General features: G+C 47.5%; 11 protein-coding genes, 4 tRNA genes and 1 pseudogene. 9 read left to right on the forward strand and 7 right to left on the reverse strand.

All coding sequences use genetic code 11. From position 1 onward, the window contains the following. The first annotated feature begins 35 nt into the window (after window positions 1–35). Entirely contained in the window at window positions 36–6,212 is a 6,177-nt protein-coding gene (locus tag CMR00_06335) for a hypothetical protein (protein ID PIO48210.1), read from the forward strand. On the opposite strand, the gene bchI is transcribed toward CMR00_06335, so the two are convergent. From bchI to CMR00_06370, 7 genes and pseudogenes are all read right to left on the reverse strand, one after another. Further along, complete coding sequence (bchI, locus tag CMR00_06340; GenBank protein PIO48211.1) at window positions 6,205–7,380, reverse strand: magnesium chelatase ATPase subunit I; 1,176 nt, start codon at window positions 7,378–7,380, stop codon at window positions 6,205–6,207. The genes CMR00_06335 and bchI overlap by 8 nt on opposite strands. Window positions 7,381–7,439: 59 nt before the next feature. Beyond that, complete coding sequence (locus tag CMR00_06345; protein PIO48212.1) at window positions 7,440–8,051, reverse strand: pyridoxamine-phosphate oxidase; 612 nt, start codon at window positions 8,049–8,051, stop codon at window positions 7,440–7,442. A 172-nt stretch (window positions 8,052–8,223) separates the two neighbouring features. Next, window positions 8,224–8,295: transfer RNA gene (locus tag CMR00_06350), tRNA-Glu, on the reverse strand. A gap of 64 nt (window positions 8,296–8,359) precedes the next feature. Beyond that, window positions 8,360–8,435, reverse strand: a tRNA-His gene (locus CMR00_06355). A gap of 84 nt (window positions 8,436–8,519) precedes the next feature. Further along, a tRNA-Arg gene (locus tag CMR00_06360) sits at window positions 8,520–8,596 on the reverse strand. 22 nt (window positions 8,597–8,618) lie between these two features. After that, window positions 8,619–8,691: transfer RNA gene (locus CMR00_06365), tRNA-Pro, on the reverse strand. A 121-nt stretch (window positions 8,692–8,812) separates the two neighbouring features. Beyond that, a pseudogene (locus CMR00_06370) lies at window positions 8,813–9,575 on the reverse strand (hydrolase TatD). 234 nt (window positions 9,576–9,809) lie between these two features. On the opposite strand from CMR00_06370, the gene fusA reads away from it, so the two are divergent. From fusA to CMR00_06410, 8 genes are all read left to right on the forward strand, one after another. Beyond that, complete coding sequence (gene fusA, locus CMR00_06375) at window positions 9,810–11,912, forward strand: elongation factor G (GenBank protein PIO48213.1); 2,103 nt, start codon at window positions 9,810–9,812, stop codon at window positions 11,910–11,912. Between the two features lie 303 nt (window positions 11,913–12,215). Next, window positions 12,216–13,274, forward strand: a complete 1,059-nt coding sequence (hrcA, locus tag CMR00_06380; protein PIO48214.1) for a heat-inducible transcription repressor HrcA — start codon at window positions 12,216–12,218, stop codon at window positions 13,272–13,274. 90 nt (window positions 13,275–13,364) lie between these two features. Then, the gene (gene grpE / locus CMR00_06385) at window positions 13,365–13,964 is read left to right on the forward strand and encodes a nucleotide exchange factor GrpE (GenBank protein PIO48215.1); all 600 of its coding nucleotides are present in this window, start codon (window positions 13,365–13,367) and stop codon (window positions 13,962–13,964) included. Between the two features lie 17 nt (window positions 13,965–13,981). Beyond that, the gene (gene dnaJ / locus CMR00_06390) at window positions 13,982–15,241 is read left to right on the forward strand and encodes a molecular chaperone DnaJ (protein PIO48216.1); all 1,260 of its coding nucleotides are present in this window, start codon (window positions 13,982–13,984) and stop codon (window positions 15,239–15,241) included. Window positions 15,242–15,303: 62 nt separating this feature from the next. Next, a complete protein-coding gene (locus CMR00_06395) occupies window positions 15,304–15,765 on the forward strand; it encodes a peroxiredoxin (GenBank protein PIO48217.1) in 462 nt (153 codons plus the stop codon). After that, window positions 15,762–16,568, forward strand: coding sequence for a hypothetical protein (locus tag CMR00_06400; GenBank protein PIO48218.1), 807 nt, complete (start codon window positions 15,762–15,764; stop codon window positions 16,566–16,568). The genes CMR00_06395 and CMR00_06400 overlap by 4 nt, the downstream gene beginning before the upstream one ends. 103 nt (window positions 16,569–16,671) lie before the next feature. After that, on the forward strand, window positions 16,672–17,475 hold the full coding sequence (locus CMR00_06405; protein ID PIO48219.1) for a hypothetical protein: 804 nt from the start codon (window positions 16,672–16,674) through the stop codon (window positions 17,473–17,475). A gap of 359 nt (window positions 17,476–17,834) precedes the next feature. After that, on the forward strand, window positions 17,835–18,410 hold a 576-nt coding region (locus tag CMR00_06410; protein PIO48220.1), incomplete at its 3' end, for a hypothetical protein.

Raw genomic sequence — 18,410 nt, forward strand, 5'->3', positions numbered from 1 at the left:
GACAAACTCTTGCATCTTTTTTTGCAAGTTTGCAGATGTTTTACAATCGCTTCAAACTTCAAACACAAAACTTCAACTGCACTATGCCCCGCTTGAGCCTGTTCATCTTGCTTTGCTTTGTTTCAACTTCATTTTCAACATCACTGCTTTTTGCACAACCGACACCCAAACCCAAAATGGACAATGATTACCAAAAAGATTGGAAGGCTGTTACAGAAAAAGAAAGTAAGGGCTTACCGAAATCTGCGCGCGAACTTGTCGAGAAAATTTATCTCAAAGCCAAAGCAGAGCGCAATGCACCAGAGCAGGTCAAAGCCTTGATTCATCTTGCCAAATATACAGTCCAAACTGAAGAAGAGGGTCTTGTCAAAGCGATTGTATCGCTTGAAGCGGAAGCCAAGAGTGCGCTTTTTCCTGTTCAACCTCTGCTGTATTCACTGCTCGCGGATTTTTACTGGCAATACTATCAACACAACCGCTGGCGATTTCTTCAACGCACCGAGACAGCACAAATTTTAGATAGCGATATTCGCACATGGGATTTGCAGAAACTTTTTGAGCGCATCACAGCTATGCATAGCCTTGCACTCTCGAGCAAGTCTGAGCTGCAAAAAACACCGCTTTCAGTCTACGATTCCATTCTTGATACTGCCAAAGATTCTAAAAAGTATCGCCCTACACTTTTTGATTTTCTTGCACATCGTGCACTTAAGTTTTACTGCAACGAAGAATCATCGCTTCCTCGACCGACTTATGAGTTTGAACTCACTTCGCTCAATGGATTTAAGCCAGCGAAAGCCTTTGTGCACATAAAGTTTATGACGCGTGATACCTCATCACTCAAATACCGTGCACTGCTACTCTATCAAGACCTAATTGATTTTCATCTTAACGATAAAACGGCTGACGCTTTAATTGATGTCGAGCTTGAGCGCTTGAGTTATGTACGCCAAATTACTTTTCACAGCGAAAAAGATGCAGCCTACGAACAAGCCTTAAAGCAGCTGGAAATGCAGTATCGCAATTCCCCTGCTTCTACCGATGTCCTTTACAGACTTGCATGTTACCACTTCGATCGTGATTCAGAAAAAGATTCGGAGGGCTACAACGGCAAACAACGTGCTTTGAGACTTTGCAATGAAGCCATTCAACGTGCACCAAACTCTCGTGGCGCTATCGATTGCCGCAGTCTCAAAAGCAGGATTCTTGCAAAACGGTTTAGTCTGCGTGGCGAGCTGTGCGTAGCCCCTAATCAGCCCTTTCGTGTGCTAGCAGAATATCAAAACTTCAACAAAGCCTACTTTCGCCTCATCCAACTTCCCAACACGAACACATGGTCTTTTGAGGAGTCTACAGAAAGCCGCATTTTGAAAGCCTTGAAGTTGAAGCCGATTCGTGAGTTCTCACAAGATTTTCCTTTACCGAATGACTTGCTCACACACCGTGCCGAGCTCAAAGTCGATGGGCTACCGACCGGTCGCTATGCATTGCTTATGAGCGCAAGAGCCGATTTCAAGCAAGACGAAAATAAACTTGAGCTCTTAGAGTTTTGGTCAACTTCACTCTCGCTTGTCAAGAGCAGCGGAGATGAAGATGGTGCACAAACCTTTTTCGTGCTTAATGCACAGACTGGCAAAGCACTGGCTGGTGCAACAGCTGAACTTTTTCGAACAGAATATAACTATGCAAATCGCCGCGCACGTCGGCTCAAAATTGGTCAATACACAAGTGATAAAGACGGTAAATTTATCGTGCGCAGCATGAAATATGCGTTCCAAATCGATCTACGCTATAAAGACGACCGCTTCATTGCGCCAGATGAATTCTATGCCTCCAGATCATACATACAGTCAGAACAATCCTCCTACTTTATTTCACTTTTCACCGACCGTAGCATTTATCGACCAGGGCAAACGATTTACTTCAAGGGAATTGTCTTAAGGCGCAGCATAGACGACACAAAGTATGATGTAGTCACAAATGACCGTGTTCGAGTAACCTTCTACGATGTGAATTATCAAGTGATTTCTGCGCTTTCTCTGCAAACTAATGATTACGGTACGTTTCACGGCAGTTTCATTGCACCTACTGGTGTGCTCACAGGCAGGATGCAGATCGAAGCCAAGAGCAAAGGCACGGGCTGCGTCTTTGTGCAGGTTGAAGAATATAAGCGACCAAAATTTGAAGTCTTGTTCAACCCTGTGTCGGGCTCTTATCGGCTAAATGATCTTGTAAGAGTAACAGGCGTAGCCAAATCTTATGCAGGTGCCAATCTTACGGATGCCACAGTTAAGTTTCGTGTGGTACGCAATACGCAATTTCCAATATGGTGGCGCTGGTGGATTGCGCCTCCTACTGTCGCTGCACGCGAAATTGCACACGGCACGCTTCACACTGATGCCAAGGGTGAATTTGTCATTGAATTCCCTGCAGTGCCTGATAAAAGCATTCCTGAAAGTGATGACCCTGAATTTACTTACACGGTCTATGCTGATGTTACTGACCTGAACGGCGAGACGCGCACAGCAGAGACTTCAGTGCAAGTTGGCTACCTTGCTCTGCGTGCCTCACTTAAACTTCCCGATGCAATTGATAAGACCAAGCCCCCCAAGGCTATCATTGAAACACAAAATTTGAGCGGCACATTTGAACCAGCTCAAGGCACACTCACACTCTACAAAGTTCCTGAACCTGCTCAGCCTCTGCGAGAACGGCTTTGGGAAGCACCTGACCAATTGACATTGACGAAAACTCAATACAACGCGCTCTTCCCTGATGATTACTACGCAGATGAAGACCGTATCACGAGCCAAACGGTTGGCACAACGCCACAAGTCTTTTCGTTCAATAACCGCACTGCACCCGAAGCTCTTGAGTTGCCTTTTGCTTCAATGGAATCTGGCAGATACCTTGCTGTACTTGAAACCCAAGACCGTTTTGGTAAGCTGCTCAAGCTCGAACAGCGCTTCACACTTTACTCACCCAGCGATACCAAACCTGCTGCCACTGTACCCTCCTTTTTCATCATTCCTGAAGACAAGAGCTACGAGCCGGGCGAGACTTTCAAATTCATTTGGGGCTCTGCTTACCCTGATGTTCAAGCCTACTATGAACTCGAGCATCGTGGCAAACTCATCAAATCTGAGCTCCTGCAAGCCAGCACCTCACAACAGGTGTATGAAATTCCAATCAAAGAAGAATACCGTGGCAACATCTCGTTTCGCATCTACTTCGTGCATCGCTATCGTTTCTACCAAGAACAGCATACAATTACTGTGCCCTGGACAAACAAAGAGTTGCGTGTCGAGTGGTCATCGTTTCGCAATAAACTTTTGCCCGGTGCTGAAGAAGAATGGTCGCTCAAACTCAGTGGTTCAAAAGGCGAGAAGGTCGCGGCGGAAATGGTCGCGGCGCTGTACGATGCCTCACTTGATGCATTCTTGCCGCATAAGTGGTCGCTTTCACTCTATCCTTACTTTTATGCTCAACGCTATGCCAGCGCCGGCAACGCGTTCAGCGTCATTCAAGCTCAAGGCTTAGAGCTGGACTGGAATCGCTACGAAGATTCTTACTATGCAGAGTATGATGCACTAAAAAACTACGGATTGGAGTTTTTCGGATACCTTGGTCCCTTTGGCCCCGGCCTTGTCCTTAGCTCTAGCGCAGGTGGCCTTGGCGCAGCGAATGCTCGTCGGCAGCGTGATGATGAAGATATGGATAGGGAAACTGCGACGGCGGCGTCCCCTATGGCTGATGACGCTGAACGTGTAACTGCACAGGACAAAAAGTCTGCACCACGTGCCACACCGCAGCCTGCCACCGATTTCAGTGCAGTCAAGGTGCGCAAGAATCTGAACGAAACCGCGTTCTTTTTCCCGACCTTGACCACGAACGACAAAGGCGAGATCATCTTCCGCTTCAAAGTGCCCGAAGCTTTGACCAGATGGAAATTCTTGGGCTTAGCGCATACCAAAGATATGCAGGTTGGTCAGCTCTCTGCGGAGACTGTTACACAAAAAGAGCTCATGGCACAGCCCAATCCTCCACGCTTTCTGCGTGAAAACGATGAGATTGAATTTCCTGTCAAAATCACGAACCTTTCCGACCAAGTGCTTAGCGGCTCTGCACAACTTTCTCTGCTTGATGCAACGACGATGCGACCGCTCTCTCTGAAAGGGTTAGGCGAACAAACTTTCAGCGTAAAGGCGAGCAGCGATGCCGTACTTTTCTGGCGCCTCAAAATTCCTGAAGGTGTCTCCGCTGTACTTTATCGTGCCGTTGCAAAGGCTGGCAATTTTTCAGACGGTGAAGAAAATGTGATTCCGACGCTCACCGATAAGATGCTGGTTACGGAAAGTCTACCTCTGCCTGTGCGAGCCAAGCAAACCAAATCGTTTGAGCTCACGAAACTGCTGCAAGCCTCGAGCTCCAGCACACTTCGACACGAGCGACTGACACTAGAATTTACCTCCAATCCTGCTTGGTATGCGGTGCAAGCCTTGCCGTATCTTTTAGAATTTCCGCATGAGTGCGCCGAGCAAATGTTCTCGCGCTACTACGCCAACAGCATCGCTTCATTTGTAGCAAATTCTTCACCGAAGATTCAGCAAGTCTTTGAGCGCTGGAAAAATGAACAGCCTTCCGCACTGCTCTCTAAGCTAGAGAAAAATGAGGAACTCAAACAAGCGCTGCTGGCAGAAACGCCATGGGTTCTTGATGGCAGAAGTGAATCCGAGCGCAAGCGCCGCATTGCCCTGCTTTTTGACCTCAACACCCTTGCACAGAGTCTGAAACAGACAGAGCAAAAACTTGCTGCTATGCAACTGCCCAGTGGCGGCTTTCCTTGGTTTTCAGGTATGCCTGAAAGTCGCTGGGTTACGCAGCATATTGTTGCAGGCATAGGACATTTGGATAAACTTGGCATTTACAAACGTGCCAAAGATGTTGCACTCATTAGCGCTATGCCTTCATCGCTTGGTGCAGCGATGGGTCGTGCCATTGCCTATCTCGATGAGAGCATGACACGTGAATACGAGTGGATTATGCAGCACTCGAAAAAGCCCGAAGATGATCATTTGAGTTATCTTGCTATTCACTATCTCTATGCACGCAGTTACTTCACGGACATTCCCATTGACGGCAGAGAGCGTCAGCTTAAAGCCTTTGAATACTGGACACGCCAAGCTGAAAAGTATTGGACTGCACGCAACATTATGCTCAAAGGCATGCTTGCCCTTGCTTTCCACCGTTTTGGCACACCTGACGCACAGAATCGTGCAAAAGATATCATGCGCTCTATTCAGGAATATGCTCTGCGCTCTGACGAATTAGGCATGTACTGGAAGGACAACACATCAGGCTACTATTGGTATCAAGCTCCAATTGAGACACAGGCTCTGCTCATTGAATGCTTTGATGAAATTCTGGACGATCGTGCCTCTGTAGAAGCCATGAAAACTTGGCTACTTAAACACAAACAAACGCATGACTGGCGCACAACAAAAGCTACGGCAGAAGCCTGCTATGCTCTGCTGCTGCGCAGCGCTGATTTGCTTGCCAGCACCCAACTTGCAGAAGTTACTTTAGGTTCGCTCGCGATCAATGCGCAAACACGTCCTGACTTGAAAGTCGAAGCCGGCACGGGATATTTCAAGACCGCTTGGACAAAAGACGCTGTCAAACCTGAATATGGCAAGGTTACGGTCAACAATCCGAATGATGTTGTTGCATGGGGTGCGCTGTATTGGCAATACTTTGAGCAAATGGATAAAATCACTGCAGCAATAGAAACACCACTCAAACTCAAAAAACAACTTTTCATTAAACGCATGACCGACAAAGGCGAGGAGCTTGCACCGATTAGCGAGAAAACACCAATTAAAGTCGGTGATGTTGTCAAAGTTCGACTTGAACTGCGTTTAGATCGGGATATGGAGTTTCTTCACCTCAAAGATATGCGCGCCTCTGGTTTTGAGCCGCTTAGTGTACTTTCGCAATACAAGTATCAGGATGGCTTAGGCTACTACGAATCTACGCGCGATGTTGCCACACACTTTTTTATGGATTATGCGCCAAAAGGTGTGTATGTGTTTGAGTATGCGCTACGCGCTGTGCATCGTGGCAAATTTCAGAATGGCATTGCTACCATTCAATCCATGTATGCCCCAGAATTTAGTAGTCACAGTGAGGGCATTGTAGTCAGTATCAAGTGAGCACCGATTCAGCTGCAGGTTTTGGTTGGCTGACTTTTGCTAACACCTTTTGGAGTTCGCGCTCGACTTTTTCGCCTGCATCCATGGTCTCCAGAGGATCGCGTCGCAGACGATGACGCAGTGCTGGCACCGCTACTGTTTTGATGTCGTCCAGCGTTACAACTCTACGTCCTTCCAAAGCAGCATTAGCTGAGGCAGCACGCGCTACAGTCAGTTCGCCACGATGACCATCAATGCCCAAGTGCATGCAGAGTTCTGCAATCAGTATCAAGAGGTCTTCTGGTAATTCAACTTGTCCTACGAGCGCCTTTGCTTCTACAATGCGTCGCTGTAAGGCGTCTTGCTCTGCCGCCCATTCTGCCAAAAATTCATCAGGGTTTGCATCAAAGGCGCGCCGTCGCCGCACAATCTCGACACGCAAGGCAATGTCAGTAATAGTGCTGATACGCGCATGCAACCCAAAGCGATCCAAGAGCTGCGGGCGCAACTCCCCTTCTTCAGGATTGCCAGAGCCCACTAAGACAAATCGTGCTGGATGCTTAATGCTAATGCCTTCGCGCTCTACGACATTTACCCCACTTGCCGCCACATCCAGCAAGACATCGACCAAATGATCATCGAGCAAATTCACTTCATCAATGTAAAGAAACCCACGATTGGCTTTAGCCAGCAAGCCTGGCTCAAAGCTTTTCTCACCTTTGGTGAGAGCTTGCTCAATATCGATGGTGCCACACACCCGGTCTTCTGTTGCGCCAAGCGGCAAATCGACCACTGGCACAGGAATTTTTTCAGCATGCAGATGCAGCGTTTTCCTTTTGCCGTTTATGGCTTCAGCTTGTAGGACTTCTTCGACGGTGCGGTTGTAGGGATCACCTTCAGCTCGTTCAATCATAGGCAATACATTGGCAAGCGCACGCACAGTCGTGGATTTACCTGTTCCTCGATGTCCCATTACCAGCACGCCTCCAATGCGTGGCTCAATGATGTTGAGCAAAAGACAGCGTTTCATTTCATCTTGTCCCACAATTGCACTGAATGGAAAGACTTTTTCTCGCTTCACTTGCGCCTCCTCCTTACGCTGCGAGTGATGCGCTTTTTCAGATTTTGACGCTTTTTTGTGGGTATCAGTTGAATGTCGATGATGTGCTTTTGACGCTGGCTCAGACATATCGAGGTATGGTTTAAGGTAACTATTTGAGTTAAAATAACAGTTTTTAGCTCAAGAATTTACGGAATTGTCCATGATGCTGAAAACATCTCGTCCTGCCACTCAAATTTTGCGCGTCTATGCCCTTTCGCATCCAGTAAAAGCCAGTCCAGCGCATGCACTTGTGTTTCAATCACAGCAAAATTTTCTGCAGCAATTTCACTTTCTTGCTCGGTTGGATTTCTTTCAATCAAGTAATCTGGCAAGCCTGAAGAGGGTTCTTCGACTTTTGTTCCGGGTGGCAATGTTGTCGCATAACAGCGTCTGCTCATGAGTTTCGTGGCTTTCCAGCGTGCTTCGGCAAGTGGTGTGCTATGGTGTATAGTTGCCGTGCCTAAAAAGCGCAGTTGAATCTTGTGTTCTGGGTGGTAGAATAGCCATGCACAGTTTGGGTTGTGCCGCAAGTCTTCTACTTTGGCGGAGCGAATATCGGTGTGGCAATAGAGCTTGCGCGCTTTGGCATCAACGCTGCGCAGCACCACGGTGCGCGCTTCGGGGAATGTGCCACGGATTGTCGTAAAGACACCAGTGTGCATTGGACTGCGGCGATCTTTTACGCCTTGCTCTAAGAGTACCCACGCTTCACTAAGAATCGCTTCAAGCGTTGGCGTAACTGTAATCTCCTCTACCATTTTGCAGTGTTCTCAAAGCTTGAGTTTTTGCATATGTCCATTTGAGAACATTTTCTCTTTCTCGTTCCGTTTCTTGCTCCGACTTTTCATGCATGAGACCCTCGGGCTTTCGCGCTTCTAAACAGAGCTTCTCGAAAAAGAAAAGCCCTGCGTGACTGCAGAGCTTTTTGTGTGACCCCAACGGGATTCGAACCCGTCCCGCCACCTTGAAAGGGTGGTGACCTAACCACTAGTCGATGGGGCCAATTTTGAAGCACAAAGTAAAGAACTCTTGGATGCGCAATTTTTATTGCGGCATTTTCAACTTTTGGGCGAGCAACGGGCTTCGAACCCGCGACCTTCAGAGCCACAATCTGACGCTCTAACCAGCTGAGCTATGCCCGCCATACAACTTTTGACTAGCCCACTTTCTCGCGTTGTTTACGCCGCATCAGACAGGGGCGCATGCACACAGTCTCAGCGCGAGCGTTGCGTGCCCGACTGGATTCGAACCAGTGACCCACAGCTTAGAAGGCTGTTGCTCTATCCAGCTGAGCTACGGGCACAATGGACAGCAGCTCGGCTGAGTCGGGGCACCGAGACTCGAACTCGGGACCTCCTGCTCCCAAAACAGGCGCGCTACCAGCTGCGCTATACCCCGTTTCCACATCAGGCGCGCTGCCCAGAGCGAGTTGGGCGTCGCGTGTCAAAAAACAAGGTCGCAAATATAGCTTTTATTTCTGGCTTTGCAAAGCACCTTACCAAAATTTTTCCGTCTCGAGTCAGAGCTCAAACAGTGTTTGAGCTACCTGCGTGGTGCGCTCGCCGACTTCTTCGGCTGACACATTCTTAATCATCGCAATCTTCTTAGCCACTTCCACCACATAGGCAGGCTCATTGCGCTTGCCACGATAAGGCGTTGGCGCAAGATAAGGACAATCGGTCTCCGTCAGCATCTCATCGAGCGACAAAGCTGCCACAACTTCTGGCAAATGTGATTTCTTGAAAGTTACAATGCCCGGAATTGAAATCTTAAAGCCTAAGTTTAGGGCGCGTCGCGCTTCATCAATGCCTCCAGAAAAGCAGTGCATCATACCGCGCAGGTTGGACGACTTTTTCTTCTTCGAGTATTTTGAATGTATCTTCCCACGCATCTCGCGTATGAATAATGACAGGCAAATCGCGCCGCTTGGCAATACGCAGCATCTCACGGAAGCAGTGCCGTTGCTTCACCACATCCATATCAGCGTAGTGATAATCTAGTCCAATCTCGCCGATTGCCACAACTTTTTCGTTTTCAGCAAGCGTATCGAGCGCTGCAAAATCATCGTCCGTTACATGATGCACATCGTTAGGATGAAGTCCTACATTAGCATAGATGAAGTCATGCTGCTGCGCCAGTGCAATGGCTTCTCGACTTGTCTCTACTGTTGTCCCCGGATTGAGAATTAAGCCAACACCATTTGCCAGCAAGCGTGCAATCACTTCGCTGCGATCTTGGTCGTAATCCTGAAACGAGAGATGGGCGTGCGCGTCTACAAACATTTTTGGCTGTTACAAATTGCAGTTGCAAAAAAACTGACCTTGCTTGAACGCCAATGCACCCTTTGCCGTTCATTACGGACGCTCTCTGCATAGCTAAGCGCCACTAGTTGTTTTCAGGCTGCACATCTTTTTGCTTCGCAGAATGCATTTTTTTGGCTACCTTTCACTTAGTGCTGTGAAACACAGTAGTTTCACCGTTGCAATTTTGCAGCAACTATTGAGAAAGGAGTAATAATTATGACGTATCAGCCTCAATTTATCCGCAATGTGGCTGTCGCTGGTCATGCTGGGAGCGGCAAAACAATGCTGACCGAAGCCCTCGCCTATGCGCTTGGCCTGATTAAACGCATCGGCAGTATTGAGCAAGGCACCACGCTTTCTGATCACGCTCCCGATGAAATCGCCCGCCAGCATAGCGTCAACTCAAGTTTGATAAATGGCACATGGCAAAATGGGGATGGCAACATCTACAAAATTAATTTTATTGATACACCCGGCTTTGCAGATTTTCACGGCGATGTCAAGTCTGCCATTCGTGTTGCCGATACCGTGCTTATCACGGTCAATGCAACAACTGGCGTTGAAGTCGGCACAGAAATGGTCTGGGAGTACGCCAAAGAATACTACAAACCCACCGTCTTTGTCATCACGAAGTTAGATAACGACCGAGCAGATTATGAAGGTGTTTTGGAGCAGTTGCGTGAACGATTCGGTCATCAAGTCGCTCCTGTTCAATTTCCTGCCGAAGAAGGTCTTGGACATCATTTGCTGATTGATGTGCTGCGCATGGTAGAATTTGAATTTACGCCCGATAGACTTGGTGCAGTCACTGAACGTCCCATTCAAGACCTTTATCGCAAACGCGCCGTCTTACATCATCAAGAACTTGTCGAAAGCGTAGCTGAGAGCGACGATAGCTTGATGGAAAAATTCTTTGAAGAAGGCGGCTCACTTACTGAAGCTGAATTAAGAGACGGCATCAAACATGCACTCGTTACACGCACGCTCTTTCCTGTCTTTTGTGCGTCGCCAGTGCATCTCATTGGAGTCGAGCGCTTGCTGGATGCAATTGTTCATCTCTTTCCCTCACCGATTGAACGCGGTCCTGAACATGCACGTCGCTTGCATTCCAATGCAGAATATCTTGTTGAGCCTAACCCTGATGCAGAGACAGTAGCATTTGTCTTCAAGAGCGTCTCTGAACCGCATATTGGCGAGCTGTCTTTCTTGCGCATTTATTCAGGGCATATTGAAAGCGGGCATGAACTTATCAATGCACATACTGGCCAACTCGAAAAGTTAGGTCAGATTTACACGATGGTCGGCAAAGAACGCAAGGCGGTCGACAAACTTCTTGCAGGCGATATTGGCGTGGTGCTCAAACTCAGAGATACGCACACAAATGACACCCTTGCCGATAAGGGCGTCGACTATGTCATTACACCGATTTCGTTCCCAGAGCCACTCACCGACATTGCTATCAAACCCAAAGCCAAAGGTGATGAGGAGCGAATTTCCTCAGGCTTGTATCACTTGCATGAAGAAGATCCGAGTTTCCGTATCACACGCGATGAAGAATTTGGACAGACGATTCTTTCTGGACTTGGCGATCTTCATTTAGAGACAATTATTCGTCGGTTGCGTGAAAAATTTGGCGTTGAGCTCGAGTCGTCGCCGCCGCGTGTGCCGTATCGGGAAACCATTCGCGCTGTGGCTAAAGCGCAAGGCAAGTATAAGAAGCAATCGGGCGGACGTGGTCAGTATGGAGATGTATGGTTGCGCATTGAGCCGCTGCCACGTGGCAGTCAGTTTGTGTTCGAGTCCGAAGTTGTCGGTGGCGTTGTGCCCACGCGCTTTTTACCTGCAGTGCAAAAGGGCGTTGAAGAAACTCTTCAAAAAGGTTTGTTAGCCGGTTTTCCTATCGTTGATGTTAAAGTGGTGCCTTACGATGGGTCGCATCACCCTGTTGATAGTTCCGAGTTTTCCTTCAAGGTGGCCGCAAGTATGGCGTTCAAGGCGGCTTTTGAAAAAGCTAAACCGACTTTACTTGAACCGATTTACAAGGTTACGGTCTTTACGCCAGAAGCGTTCACGGGTGAAATTATGGGTGATCTTTCCAGTCGCAGAGGCAAAATTTTAGGCATGGAAAGCGATGGTGCCCTTCAACGCTTGCAAGCGCTTGTTCCGCTTGCCGAACTCTACGGCTATCAATCTGCACTGAACCGCATCACGCAAGGACGCGCACATTTTGTGCGCGAATTCCACGGCTATGAGGAAGTGCCAAGTGAGATCGTCCAGAAATTAGTCAAGGAATTTAAGCCGGTTGAAGTAGCTTAACCTCCACAAGCCGACACTCGTATATTTCTGCAGCGCACCTGAACTTGCTGGGTCAGATGCGCTGTTTTTGTTACGCTTTGCTGTATGCTTTGTTGAGGCAGCGTGCTATTTGAACCAGTCACAAGACCGATGTATTTTCGTGCAGCACGATGCACTCTTCCACAGGCGTACTTTTGTCGCACTTTTGTCAGAGCGTTAGCGTTTCCATACATTTTGGAACCTTGCGCTGCACTGACAAAGTTTCTGAGAAAAGAGCCAAATTAAAAACGGCATAAATTTTGACTATCGTATTCTGGAGAAGTTATGGCACGAGAACTTACTGAACGCGAAAAAGAAGTCCTCGGGTTGATTATTCAGAACTTTATTTTAACCGCCACACCGGTGGGGTCTCGCTTTCTTTCGAAGCGCTCGGATTTAGGCTTATCCGATGCCACAATTCGCAATGTGATGGCGGACTTAGAGGAGGAAGGCTACATTACCCATCCGCATACATCGGCTGGGCGTGTGCCTACTGATAAGGGCTATCGGCTTTATGTCAGTTCCATGATGCGCGTCGGTACACTCTCGCACACTGAGCGCGCCAAAATCGACCAGAATATCGAGCAGATTGTCGCCACCGCGCAAGACTCGGATGACATTCTGCGCGAATCTTCAAGAATCTTGGGCAAAATCTCGCGGCAAATCGGTATTGTGCTCTCGCCCAAACTCTCTAAGGGCGTCTTTGAGAAGCTCGAAATCGTCTCGCTCTCGTCAAATAAAATTATGGTGATTATCTCGATTCAATCGGGACTTGTCAAGACGATTGTGCTCGAGGCGCACTCCGATGTGCCGCGCTCAAAGCTCGATGCACTTGCCCAGATGCTCAACGAGCGTCTTTCAGGCTTGACGCTCGAGGAAATTCGCCAGAGTTTTCCAGAACGCATCGCAGATTGTACTGACGACACTGGTCTTATTCGTGTCTTTATTGATTCAGCTGAACGTCTTTTTGACAATCCACCTGATACCGATAGGCTGCATGTTGCTGGCACAGAAAATATCTTAGCCTATCCTGAATTTGAAAAGCGCGAAAAAATTCGGGGCATCATTGAACTTATTGAAAATGAAAACGTTATCGTTCATCTCTTAGAAGAAGTAGGGTCGGCAGACACTAGCAGTACTATTGAGGGTGTCTCGATTCGCATCGGGAAGGAAAATCACGATAGCAAAATGAAAGAGTGCAGCATTGTCACCGCTCAATATAGCGTTGGCAATGCCGTTGGTACAGTGGGCGTTATTGGTCCAACCCGCATGGATTATAGCAAAGTCGTGCGTGTGATTAACTACATGGCTAAACGTCTTTCTGCGACTTTGACACAAATCTGATGCGGCTTGAACTAAAACATTTTCTTGCAGTTGTAAGATTTACTTGGAGTTGTTACGACTTTGACTTCAACACTTTAAACCTGACCTTCTATGCCAGAAGAAACAAAACAAGATGAAGTAAAACAAGAACAAGAAGACATCAGTTTGCAAGAGCAACCTTCGCAGCAGAATGCAGATGACGCCACAGCGATGCAAGCCAAGACAGAAACGCCATCTTTAGAGGCACGTCTTGCTGCACTTGAAGCTGAGCGGGATGAATATAAAGATTTGCTGCTTCGCAAAGCTGCGGAGTTTGAGAACTTTCGCCGTCAAAAAGAGCGCGAGATGAGCGCACTCATTAAGTTTGCCGATAAAAATCTCATCAAACAGATTCTTCCTATCCTTGACGACTTAGAGCGCATTATCACTAATAGTGAAAAGTTTTTAGCTAATCATCCTGATGCTAAGCTCTATGTCGATGGGGTCAAGTTGGTGCATCAAAAAATGCTCAAGATCTTAGAAACGCGTCAAGTCAAGCGCATGGAAACCTTAGGCAAAAAGTTTGACCACAATTTTCACGAAGCGCTTACGCAAATGCCAAAGGCTGACCTTGAGCCTGACATTATCGTAGAAGAATTTGAAGCAGGTTACACCATGCACGATGAAGTGATTCGTCATGCGAAAGTGGTTGTCTCAAAACCCGTAGAATAACCTAACTATCGACAGGTATGAAGCGCGATTACTATGAAGTGTTGGGTGTAAAGCGTGGCGCAAGTCTTGATGAAATCAAGAAGTCGTATCGCAAATTAGCGATGCAGTATCACCCTGACCGCAATCCGGGTGATAAATCTGCTGAGGAGAAGTTCAAAGAGATCAATGAGGCTTACGAAGTACTAAGCGATGAGACTAAGCGCCGCCGTTATGATCAATTTGGACATGCAGGCGTTGGCACATCTGCGGCATCAGATGGCAATCCGTTTGCTGGTCGGGCTCAAGATATGAGCGATATTTTCAGTGCATTTAGCGATATCTTCGGTGGCTTTAGCACAGGCTCTCAATTCGAAGATATTTTAGGTAGCTCGACACGCTCGCGCTCGCAACGCCGCCGCTCTGCTGGTATTCCTGGCTCTGACCTTAAACTCAAACTCAAACTTACGCTCGAAGAAATCGCTACTGGTGTCGAAAAGACACTCAAAATTAAAAAGTTGGTCAAGTGCGAAGCCTGCAACGGCACCGGCTCCAAGAATGGTCAGTATGATGTCTGTCCAACCTGCCAAGGCACTGGCGAAGTGCGTCAAGTCTCGCGTACCATGTTCGGACAATTTGTTAGTGTTACGACTTGCCCCACCTGTCAAGGTGAAGGGCGTGTGGTGCGCGACAAATGCCCTGTTTGCCAAGGTGAAGGACGCGTGCAAGGCGAGGTTACAATCAAAGTCAATATCCCCGCTGGTGTTGCCGATGGAAACTATATTCCACTACGCGGGCAAGGCAATGCCGGGATTCGTGGCGGCGCACCAGGCGATTTACTTGTTATCATTGAAGAATTGCCACATGAACACTTTACGCGACAAGATGATGACATTCTGCACGACCTTTTTATCAGTTTCCCTGATGCCGTCTTGGGCGCCAGGGTTGAAGTACCCACTCTGGACGGTAAAGAAACGATTGAGATTCCACCGGGTACACCAGCTGGTAAAATCATTCGACTCTACGGCAAAGGTATCGGTCATCTGAATGCTTCAGGCAGAGGCGATGAACTCGTGCGCATCAACATCCACATTCCGACGAAACTTTCAGCACATGACCGAGAACTTCTTCGTCAACTTCAAAAATCAGAGGCTTTTTCACCAAAGAGCAGCAAAAGTTTTTTGAAAGAGCTAAAGATATTTTCGGCTGAATGTGCAGCTCAGTTTAATTTAGATACATGCTGCGCTTATACAGGCTTATCTTCTATCCCCCTCTCTCCTGTTGGAGAGATTGCTTCATAGAGGGATTGACGGGATTGAAGAAAGTACGCAACCGAACTTCGTTCACATTTAATTTCTTATCAATGATTGCTGTTGGTTCTCTTGCTCCTGATTTTTCCTTGCCCGATGAAACAGGCGCTATGCATTCGCTCTCGAGTTATCGCGGCAAAAAAGTCATGCTGATTTTTTACCCTGGCGATAACACACCAATTTGCACCTCTCAACTGTGCACCTATCGTGATAATTTCGAGAAGTTTCAAGCGCGTGGAATTGTCGTCTTAGGCATCAGCACAGATAGCGTTGCATCGCATCAAAGTTTTGCCAATAAGTTTTCGTTTCCCTTTCCGCTGCTGTCTGATAAAGACAAAATCGTGCACCAACTCTACGACACACTCGGGTTCTTAGGTCTGCCTCAGCGCGCTTATGTTGTGATTGACGAATCAGGTAAAGTTATTGTCTCGTTTGCGGAAACCTTACCTGTGTTTTTTCGCACACCTGATGAATTGCTTGCTCAAATTGATACAGCTAACGCCTCTGAGCAATGATGACATTGCGATGTTGTTTTCTTTTCTTTGCGCTTATGCTCTCGGTTTCTTCTTTTGCAACTCCACCTTACGCGTTGCCGCTGAGTTCTTTTGAGTTGCACACAGATTCGCTCCATGCTCACGTTTCGCTCGAGCATCAAATCGATTCGCTTCATCAGCGTCTTGCACAAGCCTCCAGCGACTCACTGAAATTTCCGCTTCGGCTTGCGCTTGCTGAACTTTACATTTTTCACTCCTTCAAGCATCATGATGACGATGCGTTTCGACAGGCTGAATTGGACAAAGCCTTGATTTTGATCCACGATGCACAGCGCTATCACAAAACCCCTACTTCCCGTGCGCTTGAATGTGCTGCACTTTTGGAGCGTGCGCGTTTTCAACCTCGCTCTGAGGCGATTCTCACGCTTGATATGTGCCAAAAAGAACTGGCTGATATTTTGAGAGAAAATACCCTGCACCCTTTGGCATTGACGCTATATGGCGCGCTTGGCGTTGAACTTGGGAAAATTCCTGCGGTACAGCGCCTTTTTGCCAGTTGGTTTTATCGCCCCATTCCAACTGAGCCGCCGATTCAGCGTGCACTTCTTTATCTTTTGCAAGCTAAACTCTTGGGTCAATACCGCGCGTTCGTCTACTGGAAACTTGGCGAAGCATATATGCAAGTGCGCAACGCGCGTGATGTAGTTACCTCACTTCGCACATGCCTCGAGCTGCCTGAAGAGTATCCCTACTTTGACACGTATTGCAAATCCCAAGCACGCTTGCTCTTGGAGCAGTATCTTGCCGCTCGTAAATCACGATAATAGGCTTTTGTTCTATGCGATTGTCCAACACCACTCGCTCCTCTGCGCTACTGCTTGCACTTGATTATGTGTTTATTTTGCGCCCAACGCATTTTTTCCCACTGTGGGCAACTTTTTTGCTGGCTATGTTACAGCAAGCCAGAGCCCAGTGTTTTCAACCTCGCCCTTTCCATTTTTAGCTTTTTTAGTTTCCACTTTCACAGCTGGACATATTTATCTCTTTAATCAAATTGCGGATGTAGAAACTGATCGCATCAACCGCAAACTTTTCATCTTAGCCGATGGCTATGTTCGCTTGCCTGTGATTTGGGCAGAAGGCATCGTGCTGGTGCTGCTTTCACTTGGATTGGCATGGCTGATTTCACTTGAATTTTTTCTTACTGTACTTTTTTCAACTGCCCTTGGTCTTTCTTACACATTCTTAGGTTTTATGAATCGCCCGATTCTTTCACTCGTGATGAATAGTGTTGGTGGCGCGGTCACATTTGTTGCAGGTGTCTATGCGGTTGAACCCAGTACGCTGGCGGCACGCGGGATTTCGTTCTGGGAGATTCTCTTTTGGTCGCTGCCACATCTGCTTGCCTATGCTGCAGTTTCAGCTTTAGTTACCTTGCCTGATATGGATGGTGATGCACAATGCGGCAAGCAAACCGTAGCTCTTGAGTATGGGGTTCGTTGGACACTGCAGTTTGCGTTTCTTGCAGATGCGCTCGCGCTGCTCTTGTCGCTGCTGACACTGAATTTGCACTGCATCTTCACGATTGGGGTTGCGGCACTCTGTTCCTTACCACTCTTTTGGTACGCCGCGCGGCACCAAGATGCCTCAATTTGCTCCTGTGAAGTATTCTATGCTGGCTCTAACTCTCTCGGTATCAATTTTTCTGCCGCCGCTGCTTTTACTTGTTAGCTTGAACTTTCTTGCTTGCAAAGCTTACTATCGCTCCCGCTTTGGAGTAAATTATCCAAACTTTCAAAGCATGCCCTCTGTCTCAAGTGCCTTGCGCGACTGAACCTTCTCTTGTGTCCCCTCTTTCGGGTGAACTTTCTCCACTTTGGCGCTGCAGCGTAGTAAACTTTCTCCAGTGTAGCACTCCTCCTCCCACATTTCTATGTACTTAAACTTTTAGAGTGTTTATTGGCACGAATTTTGATTGCAGGTAGGGTTGAAGATTTGGTCGGTAAATTCAGAATACTTATAATGCTTTTGTTAGATTAAACTTTCGTTCTGACTTTTAAGTCAGATGTTTAACTTAAATAGCCCTGACGATGATTGACTACAAGAAAATTAAAAAGGCACTTAAAAAGGCACTTAAAGCCGTTGAGCAAATGGAGATGCTCGATATTCTGATGCGAGCTCAAGCCAGCGGACATCTGCCACCGACCGCCACGCAACTTTTTGCACAGGAATTTGCTCAAGCTAGCCACCTTCTTAATCAAGCGGCACAGGGTAATGTATCGTCTATGTCCTCGTCTTCCTATTCTGGCGATAATGCGGCACCGCCCATGAGTTATCAGGAATGGCTGAAAAAACTCGCCGATCGTCAGGGGGCTCCAGCGGCGACGCCTACGCCTGTTCCCTCGCTGTCAACCGTTGGTGCTGATGAAGCCATTCGGCAAAGTGAGCAGCGCTTGCGTACCATTATTGATTCTACACCCTTAGGCATCGTCATCACAAATGAAAATGCCATTATCGAATATGCTAATCAAGCCTATTGCGAAATCTATGGCTACAAGCCCGAAGAGCTTATCGGACAATCATTCACAATCATTGTGCCTCCTGAGAAAAAGGACTTCTGGCTTGATTTGCATCAAAAGTACTTAGATGGCTACAAGGAAATTCGC

Origin of the sequence: [Chlorobium] sp. 445 (assembly GCA_002763895.1) — a bacterium.
In the GTDB taxonomy this organism is placed as follows: Bacteria; Bacteroidota; Chlorobiia; order Chlorobiales; family Thermochlorobacteraceae; genus Thermochlorobacter.

What these genes read in the sequence shown, in the direction of transcription:
- CMR00_06345 (PIO48212.1), bottom strand. Translation starts at nt 8,051, where the DNA reads ATGGTAGAGGAGATTACAGTTACGCCAACGCTTGAAGCGATTCTTAGT.
- bchI (PIO48211.1), bottom strand. Translation starts at nt 7,380, where the DNA reads ATGTCTGAGCCAGCGTCAAAAGCACATCATCGACATTCAACTGATACC.
- hrcA (PIO48214.1), top strand. Translation starts at nt 12,216, where the DNA reads ATGGCACGAGAACTTACTGAACGCGAAAAAGAAGTCCTCGGGTTGATT.
- dnaJ (PIO48216.1), top strand. Translation starts at nt 13,982, where the DNA reads ATGAAGCGCGATTACTATGAAGTGTTGGGTGTAAAGCGTGGCGCAAGT.
- CMR00_06400 (PIO48218.1), top strand. Translation starts at nt 15,762, where the DNA reads ATGATGACATTGCGATGTTGTTTTCTTTTCTTTGCGCTTATGCTCTCG.
- CMR00_06335 (PIO48210.1), top strand. Translation starts at nt 36, where the DNA reads ATGTTTTACAATCGCTTCAAACTTCAAACACAAAACTTCAACTGCACT.
- grpE (PIO48215.1), top strand. Translation starts at nt 13,365, where the DNA reads ATGCCAGAAGAAACAAAACAAGATGAAGTAAAACAAGAACAAGAAGAC.
- CMR00_06395 (PIO48217.1), top strand. Translation starts at nt 15,304, where the DNA reads ATGATTGCTGTTGGTTCTCTTGCTCCTGATTTTTCCTTGCCCGATGAA.